This window comes from Chryseobacterium sp. CH21, from assembly GCF_004119445.1.
Classification (GTDB): domain Bacteria; phylum Bacteroidota; class Bacteroidia; order Flavobacteriales; family Weeksellaceae; genus Chryseobacterium.
In genome coordinates this window covers 1-22310 of record NZ_QICI01000073.1, presented here as the reverse complement: position 1 = coordinate 22310, position 22310 = coordinate 1, and the positions used below count along the sequence as shown (strand labels likewise).

At 35.7% G+C, this 22310-nt stretch carries 20 protein-coding genes; 18 read left to right on the top strand and 2 right to left on the bottom strand.

The genetic code is table 11. The features are described 5' to 3' along the window. Window positions 1-8: 8 nt before the first annotated feature. From BOQ62_RS16255 to BOQ62_RS16220, 8 genes are all read left to right on the top strand, one after another. Window positions 9-1241, top strand: coding sequence for a TIGR02452 family protein (locus BOQ62_RS16255; RefSeq protein ID WP_228414229.1), 1233 nt, complete (start codon window positions 9-11; stop codon window positions 1239-1241). Next, on the top strand, window positions 1238-1873 hold the full coding sequence (locus BOQ62_RS16250; protein WP_129041115.1) for a DUF4291 domain-containing protein: 636 nt from the start codon (window positions 1238-1240) through the stop codon (window positions 1871-1873). The genes BOQ62_RS16255 and BOQ62_RS16250 overlap by 4 nt, the downstream gene beginning before the upstream one ends. Next, window positions 1870-2376, top strand: a complete 507-nt coding sequence (locus BOQ62_RS16245) for an O-acetyl-ADP-ribose deacetylase (protein ID WP_129041113.1) — start codon at window positions 1870-1872, stop codon at window positions 2374-2376. Before BOQ62_RS16250 ends, BOQ62_RS16245 begins: the two co-directional genes overlap by 4 nt. A 4-nt stretch (window positions 2377-2380) precedes the next feature. After that, window positions 2381-3067: an SIR2 family NAD-dependent protein deacylase gene (locus BOQ62_RS16240; RefSeq protein WP_129041111.1), complete on the top strand. Its 687-nt coding sequence runs from the start codon at window positions 2381-2383 to the stop codon at window positions 3065-3067. Beyond that, the gene (locus BOQ62_RS16235) at window positions 3067-4008 is read left to right on the top strand and encodes an ADP-ribosylglycohydrolase family protein (RefSeq protein ID WP_129041109.1); all 942 of its coding nucleotides are present in this window, start codon (window positions 3067-3069) and stop codon (window positions 4006-4008) included. The genes BOQ62_RS16240 and BOQ62_RS16235 overlap by 1 nt, the downstream gene beginning before the upstream one ends. 10 nt (window positions 4009-4018) lie before the next feature. Then, the gene (locus BOQ62_RS16230) at window positions 4019-4561 is read left to right on the top strand and encodes an RNA 2'-phosphotransferase (RefSeq protein ID WP_129041107.1); all 543 of its coding nucleotides are present in this window, start codon (window positions 4019-4021) and stop codon (window positions 4559-4561) included. Between the two features lies 1 nt (window position 4562). Beyond that, window positions 4563-5291, top strand: a complete 729-nt coding sequence (locus BOQ62_RS16225) for a metallophosphoesterase family protein (protein ID WP_129041105.1) — start codon at window positions 4563-4565, stop codon at window positions 5289-5291. Between the two features lie 130 nt (window positions 5292-5421). After that, window positions 5422-7146 (top strand): hypothetical protein, encoded by a 1725-nt coding sequence (locus BOQ62_RS16220; protein ID WP_129041104.1) that lies wholly within the window; start codon window positions 5422-5424, stop codon window positions 7144-7146. Window positions 7147-7205: 59 nt separating this feature from the next. Here BOQ62_RS16220 and BOQ62_RS16215 read toward each other — a convergent pair whose 3' ends face one another. Beyond that, window positions 7206-8087, bottom strand: a complete 882-nt coding sequence (locus BOQ62_RS16215; RefSeq protein WP_121486756.1) for a cupin-like domain-containing protein — start codon at window positions 8085-8087, stop codon at window positions 7206-7208. Window positions 8088-8535: 448 nt separating this feature from the next. Here BOQ62_RS16215 and BOQ62_RS16210 point away from each other — a divergent pair, with 448 nt between their 5' ends. Beyond that, entirely contained in the window at window positions 8536-11313 is a 2778-nt protein-coding gene (locus tag BOQ62_RS16210) for a TonB-dependent receptor (RefSeq protein ID WP_129041102.1), read from the top strand. 57 nt (window positions 11314-11370) lie between these two features. Here the strand turns inward: BOQ62_RS16210 and BOQ62_RS16205 are convergent, their stop codons facing one another. Further along, window positions 11371-11868: a DinB family protein gene (locus BOQ62_RS16205; protein ID WP_129041100.1), complete on the bottom strand. Its 498-nt coding sequence runs from the start codon at window positions 11866-11868 to the stop codon at window positions 11371-11373. Window positions 11869-12049: 181 nt separating this feature from the next. On the opposite strand from BOQ62_RS16205, the gene BOQ62_RS16200 reads away from it, so the two are divergent. From BOQ62_RS16200 to BOQ62_RS16160, 9 genes are all read left to right on the top strand, one after another. Then, complete coding sequence (locus BOQ62_RS16200) at window positions 12050-12910, top strand: GLPGLI family protein (protein ID WP_228414227.1); 861 nt, start codon at window positions 12050-12052, stop codon at window positions 12908-12910. Between the two features lie 267 nt (window positions 12911-13177). Further along, window positions 13178-13444, top strand: a complete 267-nt coding sequence (locus BOQ62_RS16195) for a hypothetical protein (protein WP_129041098.1) — start codon at window positions 13178-13180, stop codon at window positions 13442-13444. A gap of 124 nt (window positions 13445-13568) precedes the next feature. Next, the gene (locus BOQ62_RS16190) at window positions 13569-13823 is read left to right on the top strand and encodes a ferrous iron transport protein A (RefSeq protein ID WP_123277129.1); all 255 of its coding nucleotides are present in this window, start codon (window positions 13569-13571) and stop codon (window positions 13821-13823) included. Beyond that, on the top strand, window positions 13823-15856 hold the full coding sequence (feoB, locus tag BOQ62_RS16185) for a ferrous iron transport protein B (protein ID WP_129041096.1): 2034 nt from the start codon (window positions 13823-13825) through the stop codon (window positions 15854-15856). The genes BOQ62_RS16190 and feoB overlap by 1 nt, the downstream gene beginning before the upstream one ends. Window positions 15857-16074: 218 nt before the next feature. Beyond that, window positions 16075-17091 carry a DUF4421 family protein gene (locus BOQ62_RS16180; protein WP_129041094.1) on the top strand — a complete coding sequence of 339 codons (1017 nt, stop codon included), beginning with the start codon at window positions 16075-16077 and terminating at the stop codon, window positions 17089-17091. Between the two features lie 64 nt (window positions 17092-17155). After that, entirely contained in the window at window positions 17156-18538 is a 1383-nt protein-coding gene (gene glmM, locus BOQ62_RS16175) for a phosphoglucosamine mutase (RefSeq protein ID WP_129041092.1), read from the top strand. Between the two features lie 47 nt (window positions 18539-18585). Beyond that, window positions 18586-19164: a Crp/Fnr family transcriptional regulator gene (locus BOQ62_RS16170; protein ID WP_129041090.1), complete on the top strand. Its 579-nt coding sequence runs from the start codon at window positions 18586-18588 to the stop codon at window positions 19162-19164. A gap of 339 nt (window positions 19165-19503) precedes the next feature. Further along, entirely contained in the window at window positions 19504-20472 is a 969-nt protein-coding gene (locus BOQ62_RS16165) for a zinc-binding alcohol dehydrogenase family protein (protein WP_129041088.1), read from the top strand. Window positions 20473-20679: 207 nt separating this feature from the next. Continuing rightward, window positions 20680-22062 (top strand): tetratricopeptide repeat protein, encoded by a 1383-nt coding sequence (locus tag BOQ62_RS16160; RefSeq protein WP_129041086.1) that lies wholly within the window; start codon window positions 20680-20682, stop codon window positions 22060-22062. Window positions 22063-22310: the final 248 nt, after the last annotated feature.

The window sequence follows — 22310 nt, the reverse complement described above, 5'->3', positions numbered from 1 at the left end:
TAATAACCATGAAAACAACAACATTATATAGACCAGTAGGAGAAAAAGAAATGATCCTGATTATAGAAAGCGGATTTAAAGAATTTCCTCCAAGACTGGAATGGCAGCCCATTTTTTATCCTGTTCTCAATGAAGAGTATGCTTCAGAAATCGCAGAAAAATGGAACACCCGAGACGAAGCCGGAAACTATCTTGGTTTTGTAACCCAGTTTGATGTACTGGAAGAAGCGGCAGCTCAATATCCTGCTCAGAATGTAGGAGCAAGAAACCACAACGAGCTATGGGTTCCATCAGAAGAACTGGATAGTTTTAATAAAGCCATTGTAGGAAACATCAAAGTAACCCAAGTATTTATAGGAGATGATTTTGAAAAAGCAGGAAATACTGAGTTGGGAGAACTGATGTCTAATATTAAAAAATTAACCATGACAAATAAAGGAATGGCAAAAGATACCTTAGATATCCTGGCCAAAAAATATTATATAAACGAACATAACGAAAAAATAAATATAGAAAACGAACTGGAAATCAGTAAAAAAGAAACCCTTCTTTTCACTCCGGAACAACTTTCTGAAATGAAAGAATCTCCGTTGCCGGAAATCAGTTTTGAAACAAAAATTGAAACCTGGAAATGCAGTTCTTTAAAAGCAATTTTACAATTAGCCGAAGAAGAAAATCAGGAAAAGATCATGTGTCTGAACTTTGCATCAGCAAAAAATCCGGGCGGAGGATTTATCAACGGAGCAGAAGCACAGGAAGAAAGTCTGGCAAGAACTTCAGGTTTATATGAAAGCTTACTTCAGGCATGGGATTATTACACAATTCATCGTGCGATGGAATCCTGTTTTTATACAGATACAATGATTTACAGTTCCAAAGTTCCGGTTTTCAGGAAAGATAAGGGAGAACTGCTTCCTAAACCTGTTCTGTGTAATTTCATTACGTCTCCGGCAGTCAATGCAGGGGTGGTAAAACGTCAGGAACCGGAAAGAGCACATGAAATTCTCGATGCAATGGATCTTAGAATGGATAAAATGTTCTCACTGGCCTTACATCAGGGAAATGAAGTCTTAATTTTAGGAGCCTGGGGATGCGGTGTTTTCAAGAATGATCCAAAAGAAATTGCAGGATTATTCAGGAAATATCTTCAGGGAAAATATAAAAATAAATTTAAAAGAGTGGTTTTCGCAGTGCTTACCAAGAAAGAAGAAATGCTGAAACCATTTGAAGAAATACAATGAAAATTGAATTAAAAAAATATAAAGAACAACTGCAGGATTGGCCTGAACAAGGATATCACATCATGGCTCAATATGATGATGAAAAAATTATAGTGTATCAGTCTTATAGAAAGGAAATTGGAGAATTTGCAGTTAAAAATCAATTCTTCGGCGGAGGTTTCAGCCTCGAAAGAATGACTTGGATAAAGCCAAATTTTCTTTGGATGATGTACAGAAATGGATGGGGTAGAAAAGAAGGTCAGGAAAGTGTTTTGGCAATTCATTTGAAGAAAGAAGCTTTTATAAAATATCTGAAAAATTCTGTATATTCTTCTTACAATACAGGTTTTGGGATTGCCAGAGATGAATGGCAGAAGCAGATAAAAGAATCTTCAGTGAGATTGCAGTGGGATCCGGATCATGATCCTTTTGGAAATAAACTGGAACGGAGAGCCATACAGATTGGCTTGAGGAATGAATTTATTAAGTCTTTTGCTAAGGATGATATTCTTTTGATCGAAAATATTTCAGATTTTGTAACAGAACAATATCAGTTTGTACTGAATGATGATTTGAATAATCTGATCATTCCGGAAGAAAAGCCATTATTATTTGATGATGAGGGTTTAAATAAAAAACTCAATTTAAGATGAAAATTGAACTAATAAAAGGAGACATCACAAAAATCCAAGTTGATGCAATTGTTAACGCTGCCAATTCATCCTTACTTGGTGGAGGCGGTGTAGATGGAGCCATTCACAGAGTGGGTGGATCACGGATATTGGAAGAATGTATTGCGATCAGAAATAGACAAGGAAAATGCAAAACGGGAGAAGCGGTAGTAACAAATGCAGGAAATCTTCCTGCAAAATATACTATTCATACAGTAGGTCCGGTTTGGAATGGTCATGAAGAAAAGGAATCAATTCTTCTGGCAAACTGTTATCGTAATTCTTTGAAATTAGCAGAAAGTCTTGGTGTGAAAACTATTACTTTTCCTAACATTAGCACAGGAATTTATAGGTTTCCAAAAGAACTGGCAGGGAAAATTGCGGTAGATGAGGTCAGAAAATTTCATTCAGATATTATTGAGAAAGTTATTTTTGTGTGCTTTGATGATGAAAATGAAATGATCTACAACAAATTATTAGATTAAACCAATGAAAAAACTAACCATATTAAGCGGTGCAGGAATCAGTGCCGAAAGCGGAATAAAAACCTTCAGAGACGGAGACGGTCTTTGGGAAAATCATAATGTAACGGATGTGGCAAGTCCAGAAGGATGGAGAAAAGACAGAGCTTTAGTCCTGGAATTTTACAATCAGAGAAGACGTCAGCTTCATGAAGTACAGCCCAATGAAGCGCATCAATTGCTGGCAGAGCTGGAAAAACATTTCGATGTCCAGATCATTACCCAGAATATTGATGATCTTCACGAAAGAGCAGGATCTACCAACATCCTTCATATTCACGGAGAGTTGTTCAAATCATGTTCGAGTAATAATAAAAGCCTGATTTATGAACAAAAAGATGATATTAAAATAGGAGATCAGGCAGAAGACGGAGCTCAATTAAGACCTTTTATTGTTTGGTTTGGAGAAGATGTTCCTTTATATCAAAAGGCAAAAGAAATTGTAAAAGAAGCAGATATTCTATTGGTAATCGGAACTTCGTTGCAGGTTTATCCTGCTGCCGGACTGATTCATGATATCAAAGACGACTGCCTTTTAATCGTCATCAATCCTCATGAAACAGGATTCGGATATGGGCAGAGAGCCGTTGTGATGAAAGAGACAGCTACACAAGGAATGAAATTATTATTTGATAAACTAGTCAATTTAGCCTGATGGAAAACAAAGTAAAAGCCGGAATTATGGGTGTCTGCATTGGAGATGCACTTGGAGTTCCGGTGGAATTCAGAAGCAGGGAGCAACTTAAACGTTCACCTGTAACCAAAATGCGTGCTTTGGGGACTCATCACCAACCTGCGGGTACATGGAGCGATGACAGTTCCTTGACTTTGTGTTTAGCAGATAGTTTATGTAACGGGTATAATACCGAAGATATGGCGTTGAAATTTTTGCAATGGTATAATGCAGAAGTATGGACACCTCATGGTCGTGTCTTCGATATAGGAATAGCCACAAGGCAAGCAATATATAAAATAAGCAAAGGATATACTCCACATCTGTGTGGTGGGACAAGTGAATTTGACAATGGAAACGGTTCTTTAATGAGAATTTTGCCACTTTTATTTTATATTAAAGATCTTCCTGTTGAACACCGTTTTGATAAAATTAAAGAAGCATCCTCCATTACACACGGCCATATTCGCTCTGTGATTGCATGCTTTATTTATCTTGAATTTTTATTAGAAATTTTGAATGGAGGAGAAAAATTTGAAGCTTATTACAAAATAAAAGAAACGGTAAAACTCTTCTTAGATCATAATCCTGTCTGTTCACAAAGTGAAATGGATAAATTTGATAGAATTTTAAATAAAAACATCTTTGAATTTGAAGAAGAAAAAATAGGTTCTGGAGGATATGTTCTCCATAGCCTTGAAGCTTCTCTTTGGTGTTTTCTGAACTCAGAAAACTACTCTGAAGCTGTTTTAAAAGCTGTTAACCTTGGAGAAGATACGGATACTACGGGAGCCATCACCGGAGGGATTGCCGGAATTTATTATGGATATGAAAATATTCCACAGGAATGGATTTCTGAGCTGGTAAGGAAGGATGATATTGAAACTTTATGTGAGAAATTACACCAAAAATTAATGAATTAAAACACAACCCATGAACGAAATAGAAAAGAAAAAGATAAGTAAATTTTTAAGCCTGATCTTGCGGCATCAGCCGGAAAGTATAGGCCTTACACTGGATGAAAACGGTTGGGCAGACGTAGAAGAGCTGAGAGCAAAATCAGCCAAAAGAAGAATATATTTTACTCCCGAAGAATTAGATGAGGTAGTAGAAACCAACAATAAAAAGCGTTTTGCTTTTAACAAAGATAAAACCATGATCAGAGCAAGTCAGGGACATTCTATTGATATTGACCTGGCTTTGGAAGCCAAACAGCCTCCTGAATTTCTCTATCACGGAACAGCAGAAGCTAATATTTCTTCCATTTTAGAAAAAGGAATTGAAAAAAGAACACGTCAGCATGTACACTTAAGTGCTGATAAAGAGACGGCTACAAAGGTCGGAATGAGACACGGTAAACCTGTGATTCTCACCATCAGAACCGGAACAATGCATCAGGAAGGATTATCTTTCTACCAGTCTGCAAACGGTGTTTGGCTGACGGATTTTGTAGACGCAAAATATATTTCAAAGTAAAATGAGCAGAACATTAGTCATAGGAGATATTCACGGAGGATTTAAAGCCTTGCAACAGGTTCTTGAAAGAGCAAGCGTGACAGAAAATGATCAACTGATTTTCCTCGGAGATTACGTAGACGGCTGGAGTGAGTCATCACAAATCATACAGTTCTTACTGGAACTTTCAGAAAAACAAAAATGTATTTTCATCAAAGGAAATCATGATGCATGGTGCGAAGACTGGTTGGCATTTGGACAAAAACCCGATGTATGGCTTTTCAATGGAGGAAAAAGTACAGTAGAAAGTTATGCTGATTACGCTCTTGAAGATCTGGATATTCATCTCGAATTCTTTCAAAGGATGAAAAATTATCATATTGATGATCAGAACCGGCTGTTTATTCATGCCGGATATTCTTCCATGCATGGTCCTGAAAAAGAAGTCTATTCCAGCAATTACCGTTGGGACAGAACCCTCTGGGAAACCGCTGTAGCCATGGATAAAAAACTAGAAAAGAACTCAGAATTATATCCTAAAAGACTGCTTTTGTACAAAGAAATATTCATCGGGCATACGCCTACTCTTGATATTGGGATTAAAATTCCAGCCAATAAAGCCAACATCTGGAATTTGGATACCGGAGCTGCTTATACCGGATCTTTATCCATCATGGATATTGATAGCAAACAATTCTGGCAGAGCGATCCGGTTCCCTCCTTATATCCTAAAGAAAATGGCAGAAATTAATGCTATCAAGAACAAACCTAACAGGTTTTTAAAACCTGTTAGGTTTCTATTTTAAAAACATTTTACCCATCAACATATTCTCATTTCTCCCAAAAGATAACTACTTTTAAAGTCTGAAAATATGACTTCAATGAAACTGAAATATCTTTTATTCACCCTGAGTTCTACCTTGTTTTTAGCTCAACAATCATTTCAGACTCCTTTTGAAAAAGGAAATGGAAACCAGACGGTTACCTATGATGAAATGAACAGCTACTATCAGGATCTGGCTAAGAACTTCAGTACCATTCAGTATCTTAAAAAAGGAGAAGACGACAACGGAAAACCCATTTATGTGGTGGTTTACAACCCATTTCCTGAAAAAGATCTTGAAAAATTAAGAAAAGAGAAAGCCATTCTGTTCGTCAACAACGGAATTCACCCGGGAGAACCGGACGGAATTGATGCCACCATGATGCTGATGAGAGACTTGGCGGCTAAAAAGATCAAAACTCCACAGAATTTTATCATTGCGGCTATTTCAGCTTATAATGTTAGCGGAATGTTGAACAGAGGTTCCTATTCCAGAGCCAATCAAAATGGACCGGAACAGTACGGTTTCAGAGGAAATGCCAGAAATTATGATCTGAACAGAGATTTTATCAAAGCCGATTCTAAAAATGCCAGAAGTTTCCAGGAAATCTATCAGTGGTTACAACCGGATGTTTTCATAGACAATCATGTCAGCAACGGAGCAGATTATCAATATACATTTACCTATATTTCTACCTTTAAAGAACGTTTGGGAAATACCCTTGGAAATTATTTCTACAATGATTATCAGGCTAAAAATCTTGAGGATATGAAGAAACTTGGTTATGAAAGTACTCCCTACGTCAATATTCACGGAGATGTTCCCGAAGTAGGATTTGCTTCATTTGAAGACTCTCCCAGATACTCTACAGGCTATACTTCCCTTTTCAACTCTTTGGGAACCGTTCCAGAAACCCATATGCTGAAACCGTATGACAAAAGAGTAGACGCTACTTACAAATATATGTTGGTCAACCTGCAGAATTTGGATAAAGATTATCAAAAAATAAAGCAGCTTCGTATAGAGAATTTAAAACAATATCAGGCCGGAAAACAATACGGAATCCGTTGGAAAATAGATTCTACAAAGTTCTCTACCATGGATTTTAAGGGGTATGAAGGAAAATATAAACCCAGTGAAATTTCAGGGAAACCAAGGCTGTATTATGACAGAAACAAGCCATTTACCAAGAATATAAAACTCTTTACCACTGCTGTTCCTACGGGATATATTACCATTCCGAAGTATTATGTGATTCCACTGTCGCAGTATCGTGTGATTGAAGAATTTAAAAGAAATAAAATTCAGATGAAACCGATACAGAAAGACAGTGCAATGATGGTGGAGTCCTATAAAATTAAAGATTTTAAAACCGTTAAAAACCCTTACGAAGGACATTATCTGCATTTTGAAACTACGGTTGATGCTTCTCATAAAAATATGACATTTGCAGCTGGAGATTATCTGGTTCCTACCAATCAGTCTGGTGTGAAATACATTATAGAAACCCTTGAACCTGAAGCATTAGACTCATTTTTCAACTGGAACTTCTTTGATGGCATTCTGGCTCAGAAAGAATATTATTCCGCCTATATTTTTGAAGATACGGCTGCAGAACTATTGAAAAAAGACAATAAACTGAAAGAAGCATTTGAAGCAGCTAAAGCATCAGATAAAAAATTGTCTGAAGACGGAGACACACAATTGGATTGGGTATACAAGCACTCCCCATATTTTGAAGAAAAAACATTCAGACAATATCCTGTTTACAGAGTGCTGTAAATTATTGATAATTAATAAATAAACTAAAAAAAGACGTTTCAGGCGAAACGTCTTTTTAATTATCTTGGTAAGCCTCTTTTCAAGGCCATTTCTGCTCTTTTAACGGCCATTTTTTCTTTCCAGTCCATGTAGCTCTTTTTGAAGTTCGATTTCATAATGTCGTCGAATTTACGCTGTACCGTAAGATTCCATAAAGAATGTGCCTTTACTGCCCACGATTTGTCCCATGCTCTTAAAGAAATAGAAAAACTTCCGTCCAGATATTTCATCCAGTGCCACCACCCTGTAGGCATGAATAAAGTATCACCATGCTCAAGATAGCACTCAATTCCTTCTACCCCATCCAGTGCCGGGAATTTTGTGAAGTCCGGATTTTCTATGTCATAATCCTCCAGAGCATACGTTGCATAAGGAATCTGATAAAGTCTTTCTCTCCACTTGTAATCAAAAAGAAGAATGTGTTTTCTTCCGTTGAAGTGAGTATGGAAGATATGAGCCATGTCAATATCAAAGTGAAGGAATGTTACGGATCCCTTTCCACCAAAGAACATATTGGGATACTTGTCCAGAAAGCCACCCATTAATTTTTTGGGAGAAATATAATCATCCAAAAGCTTAGGGGCATATTTTATAGGATCAAAAAGAAATATTCTGAGGTCAGTAGGCTCACGTTGTATAAGATCTATATAATCTCCGAACTTCATTTTTGCGGCGGCAGCATTGATGGGAGCAGAGGGATCTGCTTTTGAGCTGTCATATAGCGGAACCTCCACATCTCCTACAACCTCCTTCATATATTCCATCGTCCATTTTTGGTAAGCCGGCCAGTTTTTTGCCATATTCCTGATGACAACGGGCCTTCTAGGCTTTAGATATTTTTCGTAGAATTCTTCTTTCGAAATGTCTTCTACAACATCTATAGGCTTTAAAATAATTCCCATTTTATAAATTTTATGTTACAAAATTATTAAATATATATTTATGTAATAGGGTTTAATTTTTTTTTAATCTATGATTCAAATCAGATTTTACTATCTAGTCTAAATAAGAATATTAATATTTTTTCTTTAGTTGAAAATTGTTGTTATTATGCTCAATATGACAATGTTCGTCCAGATTATGTTACAGAATTTTAAAAAATTAATGATGAAAAATTTTATAGATTTTATATGCCAAATATAATTTTTAAAGGAAAATGATCAGCTAGGTAAAGAATCTCAATCTGAATTAAAATTAATTGAAAAAACATTTTTTTAATAAAAATTCAATCATTTAAAAAATATAACTATGTTTGTAGTGATAAAAATTTAACCTTTACCTATAAAATTCATCTTTATAGGAAGTGTAACAAAAAACGAGAATGATTAACTAATTGAGCAAATAATAAGTATGAAAAAAAATATTTCTTTATTTCTGATGCTTTTCTTTACTGTGTTTACTTTTGCACAGAAAACGGTATCAGGAAAGATCACTGATGATGACGGGGTTGCCATACCAAGCGCCAGTGTGACGATAGAAGAACCCGGCAAAGATGCTATTCTGGCTTACGGAATTACCAACTCTAAAGGAGAATACAAAGTAACTTTCACTTCTGCTGAAGCTAAAGTGGATCTTAAAGTGAAAGCATTCAATCAGAAACCTCTTACAAAACAAATCACCAACAGTGATCAGACCTTAAGTTTCAAAATGCAGTCTGAAGCTACAGAAATTAAAGAAGTCCAGCTGAAAACAAAAATGATCACAGCAAGAGGTGATACTATTTCTTACGATCTTAAAGCATTCAACAGCAAAAACGACAGAACCCTGGCAGATGTAATGAAAAAGATTCCGGGTATTGAAGTAAATACAGACGGAACGATTCTTTATCAGGGAAATGCCATCAATAAATTCTATGTAAACGGAAAAGACCTTATGGAAGGAGGTTATGGAACCATCAACAATTCCCTTCCAAAAGACGCCGTACAGAAAGTAGAAGTTCTCGAAAATCACCAGCCGGTAAAAATACTTCAGGATAAAGTACCATCAGATCAGGCAGCCATAAATATCAAGCTGAAAAACTCCGTTACCATGACTGGTAGAGGAGAAGTAGGAACAGGCTTTGGAGATCCATGGCTTTGGAATGTAAAACTGACACCCATGTTTTTCGGACAGAAAAGCCAGTGGGTAGTCAATTATAAAACCAATAACATGGGTGAGCAGGTGGAAAATGAAGGGAATATTCTGGCTTTTGGCAGTTCATGGGAAGGAAGAAGAATTAATGCTTCACAAAACGATTGGCTGAATGTTGAAAATGCAGGTACTCCGAATTTGCCGGTGAAAAGATATTTGATGAATAATGTTCACTATTTGTCTGTAAACTATTTAACAAATATTGATAAAAAGAAAGAGTGGGAGTTAAAGCTTAATGCGAATTACACCAACAATGCGGTGGCAAGAGAGGATTATAATGAAACAACTTATTTCCCAACCAATGAAAGACCACAGCAGTCGACGGTGGTAATGAGCACAAGAAATAATTTTTATACAGATAAATTAAAAGGTGAATTGATATTTACTAAGAATGCTAAAAAAGGCTTCTTTAAGAATACAACAAGTTTCAGTCAGTTCTGGAATGCCGATAGAGCTTTTGCGGTAAGAGCTGGAAGATCGGGGGATCAGTCGGTAGAGTCTCCTACATCATCATTCCAAAACTCATTAAGTACCATTATTCCTTGGGGAGAAAAGATGGTGAATTTCAAATCATATATTAATTATCAGGATGATCAGCAGACATTGCAAGTAGATCCGGCAAGTTATTTACAATTACCATATAAACTTCCAAAGGTAAATCCGAACGATCCGAATGAAAAAGATAAATATGGAATAGTGAATTTTGCACCAGGAACTTTAGCTTTACAACAGTTCAGGCTAAAAACATTAGACACTTCGCATTCAGCAAATATTAGTTTTTCTACAAAAGGATGGACATTCACCCCTCAGGTAGGATTAGATTTTTCTACAGATAAACTTAATACAAACTTTGATGGACAATCAATTCCAAACCCATCCGTTCCGAATGATGTTCCACCAAACTTCAATGATGGGGTTTATGAAAATAATCTGAAATTTACAGAAATTGTACCATCAGCTTCGGTAGGTGTTAATTATAAATCTGAGGCTTGGAGTATTTTTGCTAACTTTCCGGCAAATTTCAACAGCATTAAGGCTGAAGATGATTTAAGAGGTGTTTCAAAATCATTAAATAAGACAACATTTACCCCAAATGCATTTGTTCAGTATTCATTTGCTTCATTTTGGAAAGCAAGTTTGAATGGAAATATTAGCAACAACTTTGGAGATATTCAGAATGCCTATGCAGGATATATGTTATTAAGTCCAAGGGGATTTAATGTAATGGATCCAAACAATCCGATCCCTCAAACCACTTCAAAAAGTGCAGGCTCAAGAATTGAGTATAGAAACCCATTAAATAACCTATTCTTCAATATAACCTATTCATTGAGTGATAGTAAAAGAAACCTACTTTCTTCTCCAATTTTGGATGTGGCAACGGGTTCTACTTTGATTCGCTACATTGAAAGAGAAAACCATTTAAAAAGTAATAGATTCAGTATTGAAGTTGGTAAGTACTTTCCAAAATTCAAGACAAATGCTTCTGTGAACTATGGAAATACATTATCAAAATCTGATGCATTCTTAGATGATACTCAGTATCTAAGCAAAAACAATACTCAAACTTATGGACTTAAGTTCAATAATACCTATTTCAGCTGGGCAAGTATAGATTATACACTTAGTTTATCAAGAAACAAACAGGATAATATTGGTCTGAGCTCTAATCAAAGTAGATTGGGAGTAAATACAGGTTTTAATCACAATTTGGCAGTTTATTTCTATCCAATAGAAAACCATACAATAGGATTCAATTGGGATCAGGTAAATACAAGTGATGGAACTAATAAATACAAAAATGGTTTCTATGATATTTCATACCAGTTTTCATGGTCTAAAAAGAAAATTGATTTTGAATTGAAATGGTTAAATATTGCTAACAGAAAGTTCTTTGAAACGTATAATATTAATCAAACAACAAATAGTTCTTCTTACACCAAGATACAGCTCCGCCCTAGCCAGGTAATGTTTACAGTAAAATTCAACTTTAAATAATATAAAAACCAATCCATCCGGATTGGTTTTTTGTTGAGATATAATGATGTATTAAAATTAAAAACTTTGCTGGTCTGCTGAAGGCCCATAACTTCCCGGCAAAGGAATATTGTTCAGTCTGTAATATACACCCAGTTGAGCTCTGTGATGGGTGATCTGGTTTAAAGCATGACGGATCGCTCCGTATTTGCTCCAGCTTGCCAGTTCATGGCCGTCATTTTTAATCGTCCAGCTGGGATTCAGATCATCTTCTGTACTACTTTCAAGAGCTTTTTTACCTGCCTGATAGTCTTCTTCCAGTTTCTTCATAAGATCTTCTTTGGTGGAAAGAACTGTTGGCTTGTAGTCGCCTTTACCAAAATCCAGTTCGGAAGTATTTAAAATGGTGTTCGGCCATTCAAAAACTTCTACAAGATGGGTAGCAAGAGGCATCATTTTCATGCTTTTTTCATGAGGAGCGAAGTCATTTTTTCCTTCTGGGAACAGTTCAATAAATTTTTTGGTGGTTTGGAACTCTCCCTCCAGTTCGGATTTTAATTGAGATAAGGTATCCATAATATTTTGTTTTTTAGAAACTTAAAGGTATGCGTTTTAAAAATGAAACTGTTTTAAGAGAATCATAATTTTTTATCATCCCATAATCTGAAGAAGATAAATGTTATTCAAAAAAATAAAATTTTAAAAAAACTGTAACAAAAGAAGACCTATGATAACTAATTATATAAAACTTGAAATAATGAAAAAATTATTCTCTATATTTCTTATTGCTCTTTTTGCATTTGCAGGAGCCCAGGAATCAAAAGAAACCGCTAACCGTTTCTTTTATGAACTGACTTTTAAGCCGAAGAAAGATTCAACAAAATTGGATAAGATTATCACCATTCTTGATATTACTCCCAAAAAATCAATCTATCAGGATTATACTATTCCAGCTCAAGATTCTATTATTAAAGTTGCGGTTGACGAAATGGAAAAAACAAAAAGCTGGAAGGATATAACGAAGCTTATTAAAATGCCTAAATTTTCATATAAAATTATTAAGACTTACCCTGAAATGAAGGAGAAGTATGTTGATAGAGTGAGTATGAATTTATTTGGTTATGATGATGATATTAAATTCAATTGGAACATTTTATCAGAAAAAGAAAAAGTAGGAGAATATAATACGCAAAAAGCAACTACAGAATTTGGAGGAAGAAAATGGACAGCTTGGTTTAGTACAGATATTCCTTTTCAAGATGGGCCATACAAATTTTATGGACTTCCTGGGTTAATTGTTAAAATTGAAGATTCAGAGAAAAACTACTCTTGGAAATTAAGTGGAAACAAGAAGATTGAAAACTATGAGGAAATGTCCAATTCAGATAAGATCAATGCAAAGTATGGGGTTCCTCAAACTGTAACTCCTACAACAAAAGATAAGTTTGAAAAGGCTTATGCTAGCTTTAAACAGGATCCTATGGCCGAATTTCGTCAAAAAGTTACTCCAGAAATGATGAATATGAAAATGCCAGGATCTGACATAACAATTGGAGAAATGGCAAAAAAACAAGAAAAAATGGCTAAAGATTTTTTCAACGCAATGATAATCCAATAGAAAAAGAACAGCCTTCTGATAAAAAGAAAAAATAAGCATTCATATCAACTAAATTATATTTTGAATCAACCCAGATACAGCAATGTGTTTGGGTTGATTTCTTTTATTGAAAATGTTCTATTATGGATTGTAAATGATTGAAAAAAAACGCTATTTTGAATTGATATTTTGGAATAGAGAGTTGCTTTTAAGATTTAGTCAATAAAAATTTGATTTTGCTATTTTTCATTATATGTTTGTTGTACAACAAATTAAAATATTATTATAATGAAAAAAATCATTTTCACGTTGTTACTAACAACGTCAGCAATGTCATTTGCAAAAACAGAAGAACCAAAAGTAAAAACAGAAGAAAGTAATTTAGTAGCCAAAAAGAATTTTAAGGACGAAAAAGCAGAAATAAAAGTGAATAAAAAACTAAAACAAGCAATGAACTTAGAAGGATGTTTAGCCATTGCATTTACTATTACACCTGTTGATCCTCCATCAGGAACTGCAATGATTGGTTATTGTTTAGAGACATATTCTAAATAAATAAAATTATTAATAAGACTAAAAGAGGCTATTTCAATAGTGAAAGAGCCTCTTATTTTTTGCACAGAGACGTTATTTAGATTAAATTTAAATAGCGTATATTTGCAGGACTAAAAATTAGGCTTTGAAAGAGAAAGGATTACATAAATTAAGTGGATTCCCTAAAAACAAAATGGGGAAGATATTGGGGTATGATAACGACCATCTTAAAATGCCCAATAAAATCATTGAAATGGGGCTCCTTCCGGAGACCGTTTTCAGAATTTTGTATCAGGCTCCGTTCAATGGGCCTATGTATGTGGAGTTTGGAGCAGAAAAAAGCCGGATTGCTCTTCGTGAGGAAGAAGGAGATTACATCATTGTTGAAGAATTGAATTAATGCAGGAAAACAAGAAAAAACAGATACTTTTAGTCGGAAATCCTAATGTAGGAAAGTCAACGGTTTTTAATACGCTTTGCAACAAAAAGCAGAAAACCGGAAACTATGCCGGCGTTACCGTTGCAAGCCATTCGGGGAATTATACGTATAAAAATGAAGAAGTGGAAGTGATTGACCTTCCAGGCTCTTATAGTGTATACCCGAGTTCAGAAGATGAGGCTATTTTTTCCAAATATCTTATCGACGAACAGAAAAACTACGCGGGAGTTGTTTACATTCTTGAAGCATTAAGTTTAAAAAGAGGATTGCTTTTGTTTCAACAGATTCAGGATCTTGGTATTCCAATGATTTTGATTGTCAATCAGATTGATCAGGCAGAAAGAAGAGGAATTACCATAGATATTCAAAAGTTTTCTGAAGCATTGGGCATTAAAATTATTCAGACCAATGCCAAAGAACATATAGGAATTGACGAAGTAAGAGAAGCGGTTTACAATAACGAGTTTGTAAAAACAAATACTCTTTCTTTTGAAACGCCTAACGAACATAGAGATTTTATTCAGAAACTGGCGGCACACAAAGGTTTCGATAATGAATATAAAGCGTGGATGAGCCTTTCCCTGGGAACAGATCTTGGAAGAATTGGCTCTGTGATGGAACAATTACATGAAGCTGATTCTAAAAGTTTGGTTCCGAAAAGATTACAGGTTCAGGAGACCGTTAGAAGATATCAGAATGTAGACAAGATATTGGCTGATGTTATTTCTAAAAAAGCCCAGTTCAAAGAATTATTAACCGAAAAACTGGATAAAGTTTTGGTTCATAAATTCTGGGGATATATAGTCTTTTTACTCATTTTGTTAGTGATTTTCCAAAGTGTTTTCTTTCTTGCAGAATATCCGATGAATTGGATCGAAGAGACCTTCTCATGGTTGGCAGCATTCACCAATGAACACCTTCCGGAAGGACCTATTAATTCATTGATTTCAAATGGAATTGTTCCGGGAATAGGAGGAATTGTAGTTTTCGCCCCACAGATCGGGATTCTGTTATATTTCCTTTACCTGTTGGAAGATTCAGGATATATGGCGAGAGTAGTATTTCTGATGGACAGATTACTGCGTCCTTTCGGACTTAACGGGAAAAGTATCGTTCCACTGGTTTCAGGAACCGCCTGTGCCATCCCTGCGGTAATTTCCACAAGAAATATTGAAAACGTAAAAGAAAGATTGCTAACCATATTGGTAACCCCCTTTATGACGTGTTCTGCGAGGCTTCCGGTATACAGTATTATCATCGGACTGATTATCTCAGAAGGAACATTTTTAGGAATAAAATATAAAGCACTGGTATTGATGGGAATGTATCTCCTTGGTTTCCTGGTTGCTTTATTCTCAGCAGCAATCCTTCAAAGATTTATTAAAAGCAAAGGAAAAACATACCTTGTAATGGACCTTCCTACCTATAAAAAACCACTTTTCGCATATGACTTGAAAATGGTGTTAGGAAAAGTCTGGGACTTCATTACCGGAGCCGGAAAAATAATCTTCATTGTAAGTATCATCATCTGGTTCCTGAGCTATTTCGGGCCAAGCCAGAAAACAAATGAATTGGTAGCTGCAGACGTTCACCTGGATCATTCTTACCTTGCTAAAATGGGTAAAGGAATAGAACCTGTAATTGCTCCGCTTGGCTACGACTGGAAAATGGGCGTAGGAATTCTTACGAGTTTTGTAGCGAGAGAAGTTTTTGTAGGTACAATGTCTACCCTTTACAGTCTGGAAGATGATGCTCCGGAAGTAAAAGTAATTGATAAAATGAGAAGAGATGTAAAACCCAACGGAGAAAAAGTCTTCAGTTTTGCAACCGGAATTTCGGTTCTTCTTTTCTATGCATTTGCAATGCAGTGTGTTTCTACACTTGCAGTAGTCTACAGAGAAACCAAAAGCTGGAAATGGACCGGCTTTCAGGTAGTCATGATGACAGGTTTGGCATATTTTGTGTCGATGATAGTATATCAGATTTTAAAGTAATGGACTCATCATTAATTATTCAGTACGTACTTATTGCATTAATTGTAACATTCGCCTGTTACTCACTATTTAAAGTACTCAGAAAGAATTTCGCACCCAAGAAATTCAGCTCCAAGAGAACCAACTGCGACAAAGATTGCGGCTGTTCTTAATATTGTATTCAACGAATAATTGAAAAAAATGTAGTAAATTCATTTTTCTAACGAAAATTATTCGGTTTGAAATTTTTAAAGGCAGGATTACCTGTATTATTTTCTTTATTTGTCTTTCAGGTAAAAGCACAGTCTGATACCGCAAATACCAAGTCTTATGCAGACCAGGTAATGATTCGTGTGAATCTTGATACCAATATTGAGAGCTATGTCTTTTTGGAGGGAGAAGGTAAAAATGCCAACAAGACCGTCCTGTCTATCAACAATAAAACAAAAACATCCCTTTCAATCGATTATAGGATCATAAGTGCAACACTATCATTTGCTCCCAGATTTCTAAATGGAAATAATGATGACAATATGAAAGGGAAAAGTTCGTATACTGATTTCAGCTTCAGATTTTTCCCAGGCAGAATCATCCAAAATCTATACTATAAAAATGTAAGAGGCTTTTATGTGGAAAACATGAAAGACCTTTTCCCACAGTGGGAGGAAGGAAGAGATCCCTACCTTCAGTTTCCAGATCTTAGAGTGCAAAGTTTTGGAGGTTCTACTTCCTATGTTCTCAATAAACATTTTTCAGCAAAAACAATCTATACTCAAGGTGAATGGCAAAAGAAAAGCAGTGGAAGCTGGGTTCCTTTTGTGGATTATGATCTTACTATTTTCAGAAATAAAATTGATGAAGTAAAAAGTAAAGAAACTCAATATAATATCGGAGGTAATATCGGATATTTCTACAATTGGGTCATTGGGACAAAAGTAAATATCGCTCCCTATCTGGCTGTTGGGGTAGGCGGAAAATTCTCCAGTTACAGAGATCTTGAGAATGGAGGAGTAAAAGAAAATGCACAGTATGCCACCATAAGAATGCAAGGCGGGTTGCATGTAGGTTATAATACAGACCGGTTCTTATTCGGAGGCAAAATTAATTTTAATGCCAATGCCTACGATCAGAAAGACAACCAGACTGTGGAAAATAATAACCTCTACGGGCTGTTGTACATTGGGTATCGTTTTGCACCACCGAAAGTTGTGAAAAATACCTATGATAAAATCCAAAAAAAGATTCCCATTCTATAAGTTGAAAGGTCTTTTAAGTATCTTTGCTATGGAAAACTTAGAAAAACTATAAATTAAAAACATAATGTCGTTAATAAAATCTATTTCCGGAATTCGCGGAACTATCGGTGGAAAAATAAATGATAACTTAACACCGCTGGATGTGGTAAAATTCGCATCCGCATTCGGAACCTGGCTTCAGAATAATAAAAATAAAAAAGACCTTACCCTTATTATCGGAAGAGATGCCAGAATTTCTGGTCAAATGGTTTCTTCCCTGGTAACAGCTACTTTGCAGGGATTAGGAATCAATGTGGTAGACTTAGGACTTTCTACAACACCTACAGTAGAAGTAATGGTTCCTGAGCTTAATGCAGACGGAGGAATTATTCTTACCGCTTCTCACAACCCAAAACAATGGAATGCCCTTAAACTATTAAACGAAAAAGGAGAATTCATCAGTGGTGAAAACGGTGCAGAAGTTCTGGCCTTGGCAGAAAGTGAAGACTTCAACTATGCAGAAGTAGATGATCTTGGAAAATACGAAACAAGAGACGATGCTTTTGATATCCATATTCAGCAGATTCTGGATTTGCCAATGATAGATGTAGAAGCTATCAAAGCGAAAAACTTTAAAGTCGTTCTTGATGCGGTAAACTCTACGGGAGGAATTGCTATCCCTATGCTTTTGGATAAATTAGGTTGTGAAACCATCAAATTATATTGCGAACCAACAGGTCACTTCCCACACAATCCTGAACCATTGAAAGAACATTTAGGAGACATTTGTGAATTGGTAAAAAAAGAAAACGCCGATCTGGGAGTAGTAGTAGATCCGGATGTGGACAGACTGGCTCTGATTGACGAAAAAGGGGAAATGTTTGGGGAAGAATACACCTTGGTAGCCGTTGCAGATTATCTGTTGAAACACAAAAAAGGAGCTGCAATTTCCAACTTGTCTTCAAGCCGCGCATTGAGAGATGTAGCAAATGCCCACGATTCAGAATATTTTGCAAGTGCTGTAGGAGAAGTAAACGTTGTTACTTTGATGAAAGAGAAAAATGCAGTGATCGGAGGAGAAGGAAACGGAGGAATTATCTACCCTGAATTACATTACGGAAGAGACTCTTTAGTAGGAGTAGCCTTATTTTTAACTCACTTAGCCAAAGAAAACAAAACGGTTTCCGAATTAAGAGCAGGATATCCAAGCTATTTCATGGGTAAAAAGAAAATTGAACTGACACCGGAAATTGATGTAGATGCTATCTTAAGCAAAATGGAAAAGGAATATCAGAATGAAGACGTTTCTACAGTAGACGGTGTGAAAATAGACTTTGAAAACAATTGGGTTCACCTTAGAAAGTCTAATACAGAGCCGATTATCAGAATCTATACTGAAGCTAAATCTCAGGAAGAAGCAGATCAATTAGGAGATGATATCATAGCTAAAATCAAGAGTTTAATCTAAAAATAGACGAAGAACGGACACATTGTCTGTTCTTTTTTATATCAGGAATGTTTGAACATATCAAAAACAGGTTTCCTTTCCCCAAAGAAAAGTGGAGAAAATTTCTGGCCAGCTTCGAACGCATGGAAGTTCCTGCCAAAACCCTGCTTTTGAAAGAAGACGAGGTTTCCTATAATGCCTATTACATTGAAAAGGGTATTGTCAGAGCCTGGTATAATAATGACGGAAAAGACGTTACATTTCAGTTTTTCCTTGAAAATACAATGTTCTCTTCCCTTGAAAGTTTTAAAAAAGGATTGCCAAGTATGGTGTCATTTGAGACCATAGAACCTTGCGTTTTATACAAAATCAACAAACCTGATGTGGAAGCTTTCCTGGAAGAAGTCTATGAAAATCAGGAACTTAGAAACCTCTTTATGGATACTCTTTTCGAAAGGGTATTCGATTATATGAAACACTTCTTTTCATTCATTAAAGATACCCCTCAGCAGCGATATCTGAATCTGGTTAAACAAAAACCGGAGATCATCAAAAGAGTTCCCCAACATTATATAGCTTCCTATCTCGGAATTACAACAGTACATCTCAGCAGAATCAAAAGCAAAATATTGAAAGAAAGACTTTAAGAGGTTGGAAATGGAAGTCAGAAGCAGGAAGTTTAAAAACATACTGCCTAAATTCTAGCTCATCTTAAACACAACGTTCGCAAAAAATAATATATATTGTTGAATACGATCGCAAAGGCGTTCCACTCAGCAATGTTGATTGTTCTTTGCTGAACGAAGTGCCCTTGCGAACAAATAATAATCACAATATCATGTCACCTGGCGACCTCTGCGTTTTAACTCTATTATTGGCTTTGTAAACTCCCAACCTCCTTCTTCCGGCTTCCTTTCCAAAACTGATAACAAATGTTATCGCTTCACAACATTCATCCCTCATAATTTTGTATAAAAATTAAAAGAATGAAAGCAGCAATAGTATTTGAAAAAGGAAGTATTCCTCAATACATGGATTTTCCAGACCCTGAAGTACAGGAAAATGAAGTTTTGGTTGCAGTAAAAGCAGCCTCTATTAAAAATCTGGACAGAGCCAGAGCAGGAGGAAACCATTACTCTACAGAAAATCAGGAACATCAGCCAACCATTATTGGAACAGATGGAGCAGGATATCTGGAAAATGGAAATAAAGTCTATTTTTTCAGCAAAAAAGGAACCATATCCGAAAAAGCTGCAGCAGATAAGAAAATGACCATTCCGATTCCGGAAAAATTGGATTTCTCTCTGGCTGCCGCATTACCCAATGCCGTTATGGGATCTGCAATGGCATTAAAATTTAAAGCAGGAATACAAAAAGGGAATACAGTTCTGATTAACGGAGCAACAGGAATTACAGGTCGAATTGCCGTTCAGATTGCCAGATTATATGGAGCTCAAAAGATCATTGTTACAGGAAGAAACGAAGAGTCACTGCAGTCTTTGCTTGAGTTGGGTGCTGATGAGGCTGTTTCTCTAAAGATGGGCGATCATGATTTTAAGCAAAAAATAAAAGAAATTCATAAAGAAAGTCCTATAGATATCGTTTTGGATTATATCTGGGGACATTCTGTAGAAATGATCTTGTCTGCCTTCAAAGGTGACGGAACCTTTTCTCATAAAACCAAACTGGTAAACGTAGGAGGAATGAGCGGAGATACTATTCAGCTGTCTTCACAGATTCTCAGAGGTACGGATATTCAGATTTCAGGATCAGGATTGGGGAGCTGGACGAAAGAAGAATCTGCCCTTCTATTTTCAGAAATCATTCCCAAAATGTTTCAGGCAGCCGTTGAAGGAAAAATTACAATGGAAACTCAGGATGTTGATATAAAAAATATCGAAGCCGCATGGAATGGTGAGATACAAAGCGGAAAACGTCTTGTGATAAGAATTTAACCCCAATTTCCGTTTTTTTATCCACAATCCTTTTATCGGTTTTCTTTTTTTACTATTTTTATAATAGAAATTAATGAAATGGAAAATTCAAAAAAAAGTTGCAACTTTGCATAAATATTTGAATATCAGTTTCAGATGTATTATTAACTAAACGTTTGCCGAGGTTTGTAAGTAAATTCAAGCGTTGGGCCGACAAAGAGGACACTATTGGAAGAGTATTTTGGAAATGAACTTGTAAAAAAGTTCGAAGAAATGATGGAAAACAATGACGAATTCTACTTCGATACCGAAGAGTTAGAAGACATCATCGTTTATTATTTGGAGCTGGGTGACTTTAATTACGCTGATATGGCGGTCAATTATGGTCTGAAGCTTCATCCCAATTCGTTGGATATTAAGATCAAAAGACTTGAAATCCTTCTGGAATGGGAAGAGTATAATACGGCGAAAGAACTTATTGACGAACTGAAAGGCGCTTCTATGGAGCATACAGACTTTTTGGTTTGCTACGCCAAGTATTATTCGAACTTAGGAAATCCCAGAAAATCCATTGAAATCTGCAAAAAAGCTTTGACATTAGAGGAAGAAGAAAACTTTCTCCACAACTTTATTGCGGATGAATATGTGAATCTCGGAGATCCTTTTAACGCTCTTAAACATTACAGAAAAGCACTGAAAGAAGATCCTACGGATGAATATTCGCTGGAAAACGCAATGGTGTGTTTCAGTGACCTGAATAAGAGTGAGGAGGCTATTGCCTTTCTTAATGAATATTTAGACGAATTCCCTTATTCTGAAACCGCTTGGTTTGAATACGGACAATTCTATTTCAACAGAAAAAATTATGATGAAGCCATAAGAGGGTACGATTATCTGTTAGCCATCAACTCAAACTCTGTGGGAGTATATGCTAATAAATCGGCTTGTTATGAAGCTTTGGGACAATACCAGAAGGCGATCGAGACTTATGAGGAAATGCTGGAGCTGGAATATACAAAAGCATTTACTTTTTATAAGATAGGATTATGCAATAAGGCATTGAAACAGCCTATTTTAGCTTTAAATGCATTCCAGAAATCATTGAGAGAAGACCCTCAGTTTTATCTTGCGATGATGGAGCAGTCTTATCTTTACGAAGAAATGGGCGGAATGTCTGAAGCATTGCATTATGCCAAAGAAGCTACCCAGCTGAATGAAAACAATCTTGATTACCAGAAAAGACTGGCGTTTTTATTCATAGATTCAGGGAAGTTTGAAGAAAGCCTTTCTTGTCTTAAAAAGCTTGTGGATGCAGAGCCTTCGAGGTTCTACAACTGGTATGCTTATTCAGAAGTTTTAATGTTAGTAGGAGAGTATGAAGATGCGGTCACTGTTTTGAACAGTGCCCTGAAAAAACATCACAGAGCTGAGCTTTTTTATCAGTTGAGCAATTGTTTTTACAACCTGAAAGATCAGGATAAAGGAATGGAATCACTTCAGAAGGCATTAGAACTTGATCCGTCTTTAGCTAAGGATATGCAGAAAAAATATCCTTTCATTAAAGATGAGGTAAAAAAAGTAAAAGCCAGTAAAGTGAAGAAAAAGAACTAGAATCATCTTAAATAATAAAAAAACCTGCTGAAATGCTAGTCATGGTCGGAAGATTTTTTCTTCCGACTTTTTGTTTTTAGATATTCAATATTATTATTTTAATTAATTGATTATCAGCCATTTAATTTGTTTTATTATTTCATTTTTTGTATCTTTATTGCTGATAATCAATTGTTTATGTCAGTTTTTAAAGATCACAAAATATCACTTAAAGATGTTTTAGAATTTATTCCCGAAGCACTTTTAAG

Excerpts from the sequence above, each read along its gene's own strand:
- BOQ62_RS16255 (WP_228414229.1), top strand. The coding sequence starts at position 9 with ATGAAAACAACAACATTATATAGACCAGTAGGAGAAAAAGAAATGATC.
- BOQ62_RS16250 (WP_129041115.1), top strand. The coding sequence starts at position 1,238 with ATGAAAATTGAATTAAAAAAATATAAAGAACAACTGCAGGATTGGCCT.
- BOQ62_RS16245 (WP_129041113.1), top strand. The coding sequence starts at position 1,870 with ATGAAAATTGAACTAATAAAAGGAGACATCACAAAAATCCAAGTTGAT.
- BOQ62_RS16240 (WP_129041111.1), top strand. The coding sequence starts at position 2,381 with ATGAAAAAACTAACCATATTAAGCGGTGCAGGAATCAGTGCCGAAAGC.
- BOQ62_RS16235 (WP_129041109.1), top strand. The coding sequence starts at position 3,067 with ATGGAAAACAAAGTAAAAGCCGGAATTATGGGTGTCTGCATTGGAGAT.
- BOQ62_RS16230 (WP_129041107.1), top strand. The coding sequence starts at position 4,019 with ATGAACGAAATAGAAAAGAAAAAGATAAGTAAATTTTTAAGCCTGATC.
- BOQ62_RS16225 (WP_129041105.1), top strand. The coding sequence starts at position 4,563 with ATGAGCAGAACATTAGTCATAGGAGATATTCACGGAGGATTTAAAGCC.
- BOQ62_RS16220 (WP_129041104.1), top strand. The coding sequence starts at position 5,422 with ATGAAACTGAAATATCTTTTATTCACCCTGAGTTCTACCTTGTTTTTA.
- BOQ62_RS16215 (WP_121486756.1), bottom strand. The coding sequence starts at position 8,087 with ATGGGAATTATTTTAAAGCCTATAGATGTTGTAGAAGACATTTCGAAA.
- BOQ62_RS16210 (WP_129041102.1), top strand. The coding sequence starts at position 8,536 with ATGAAAAAAAATATTTCTTTATTTCTGATGCTTTTCTTTACTGTGTTT.
- BOQ62_RS16205 (WP_129041100.1), bottom strand. The coding sequence starts at position 11,868 with ATGGATACCTTATCTCAATTAAAATCCGAACTGGAGGGAGAGTTCCAA.
- BOQ62_RS16200 (WP_228414227.1), top strand. The coding sequence starts at position 12,050 with ATGAAAAAATTATTCTCTATATTTCTTATTGCTCTTTTTGCATTTGCA.
- BOQ62_RS16195 (WP_129041098.1), top strand. The coding sequence starts at position 13,178 with ATGAAAAAAATCATTTTCACGTTGTTACTAACAACGTCAGCAATGTCA.
- feoB (WP_129041096.1), top strand. The coding sequence starts at position 13,823 with ATGCAGGAAAACAAGAAAAAACAGATACTTTTAGTCGGAAATCCTAAT.
- glmM (WP_129041092.1), top strand. The coding sequence starts at position 17,156 with ATGTCGTTAATAAAATCTATTTCCGGAATTCGCGGAACTATCGGTGGA.
- BOQ62_RS16170 (WP_129041090.1), top strand. The coding sequence starts at position 18,586 with ATGTTTGAACATATCAAAAACAGGTTTCCTTTCCCCAAAGAAAAGTGG.
- BOQ62_RS16165 (WP_129041088.1), top strand. The coding sequence starts at position 19,504 with ATGAAAGCAGCAATAGTATTTGAAAAAGGAAGTATTCCTCAATACATG.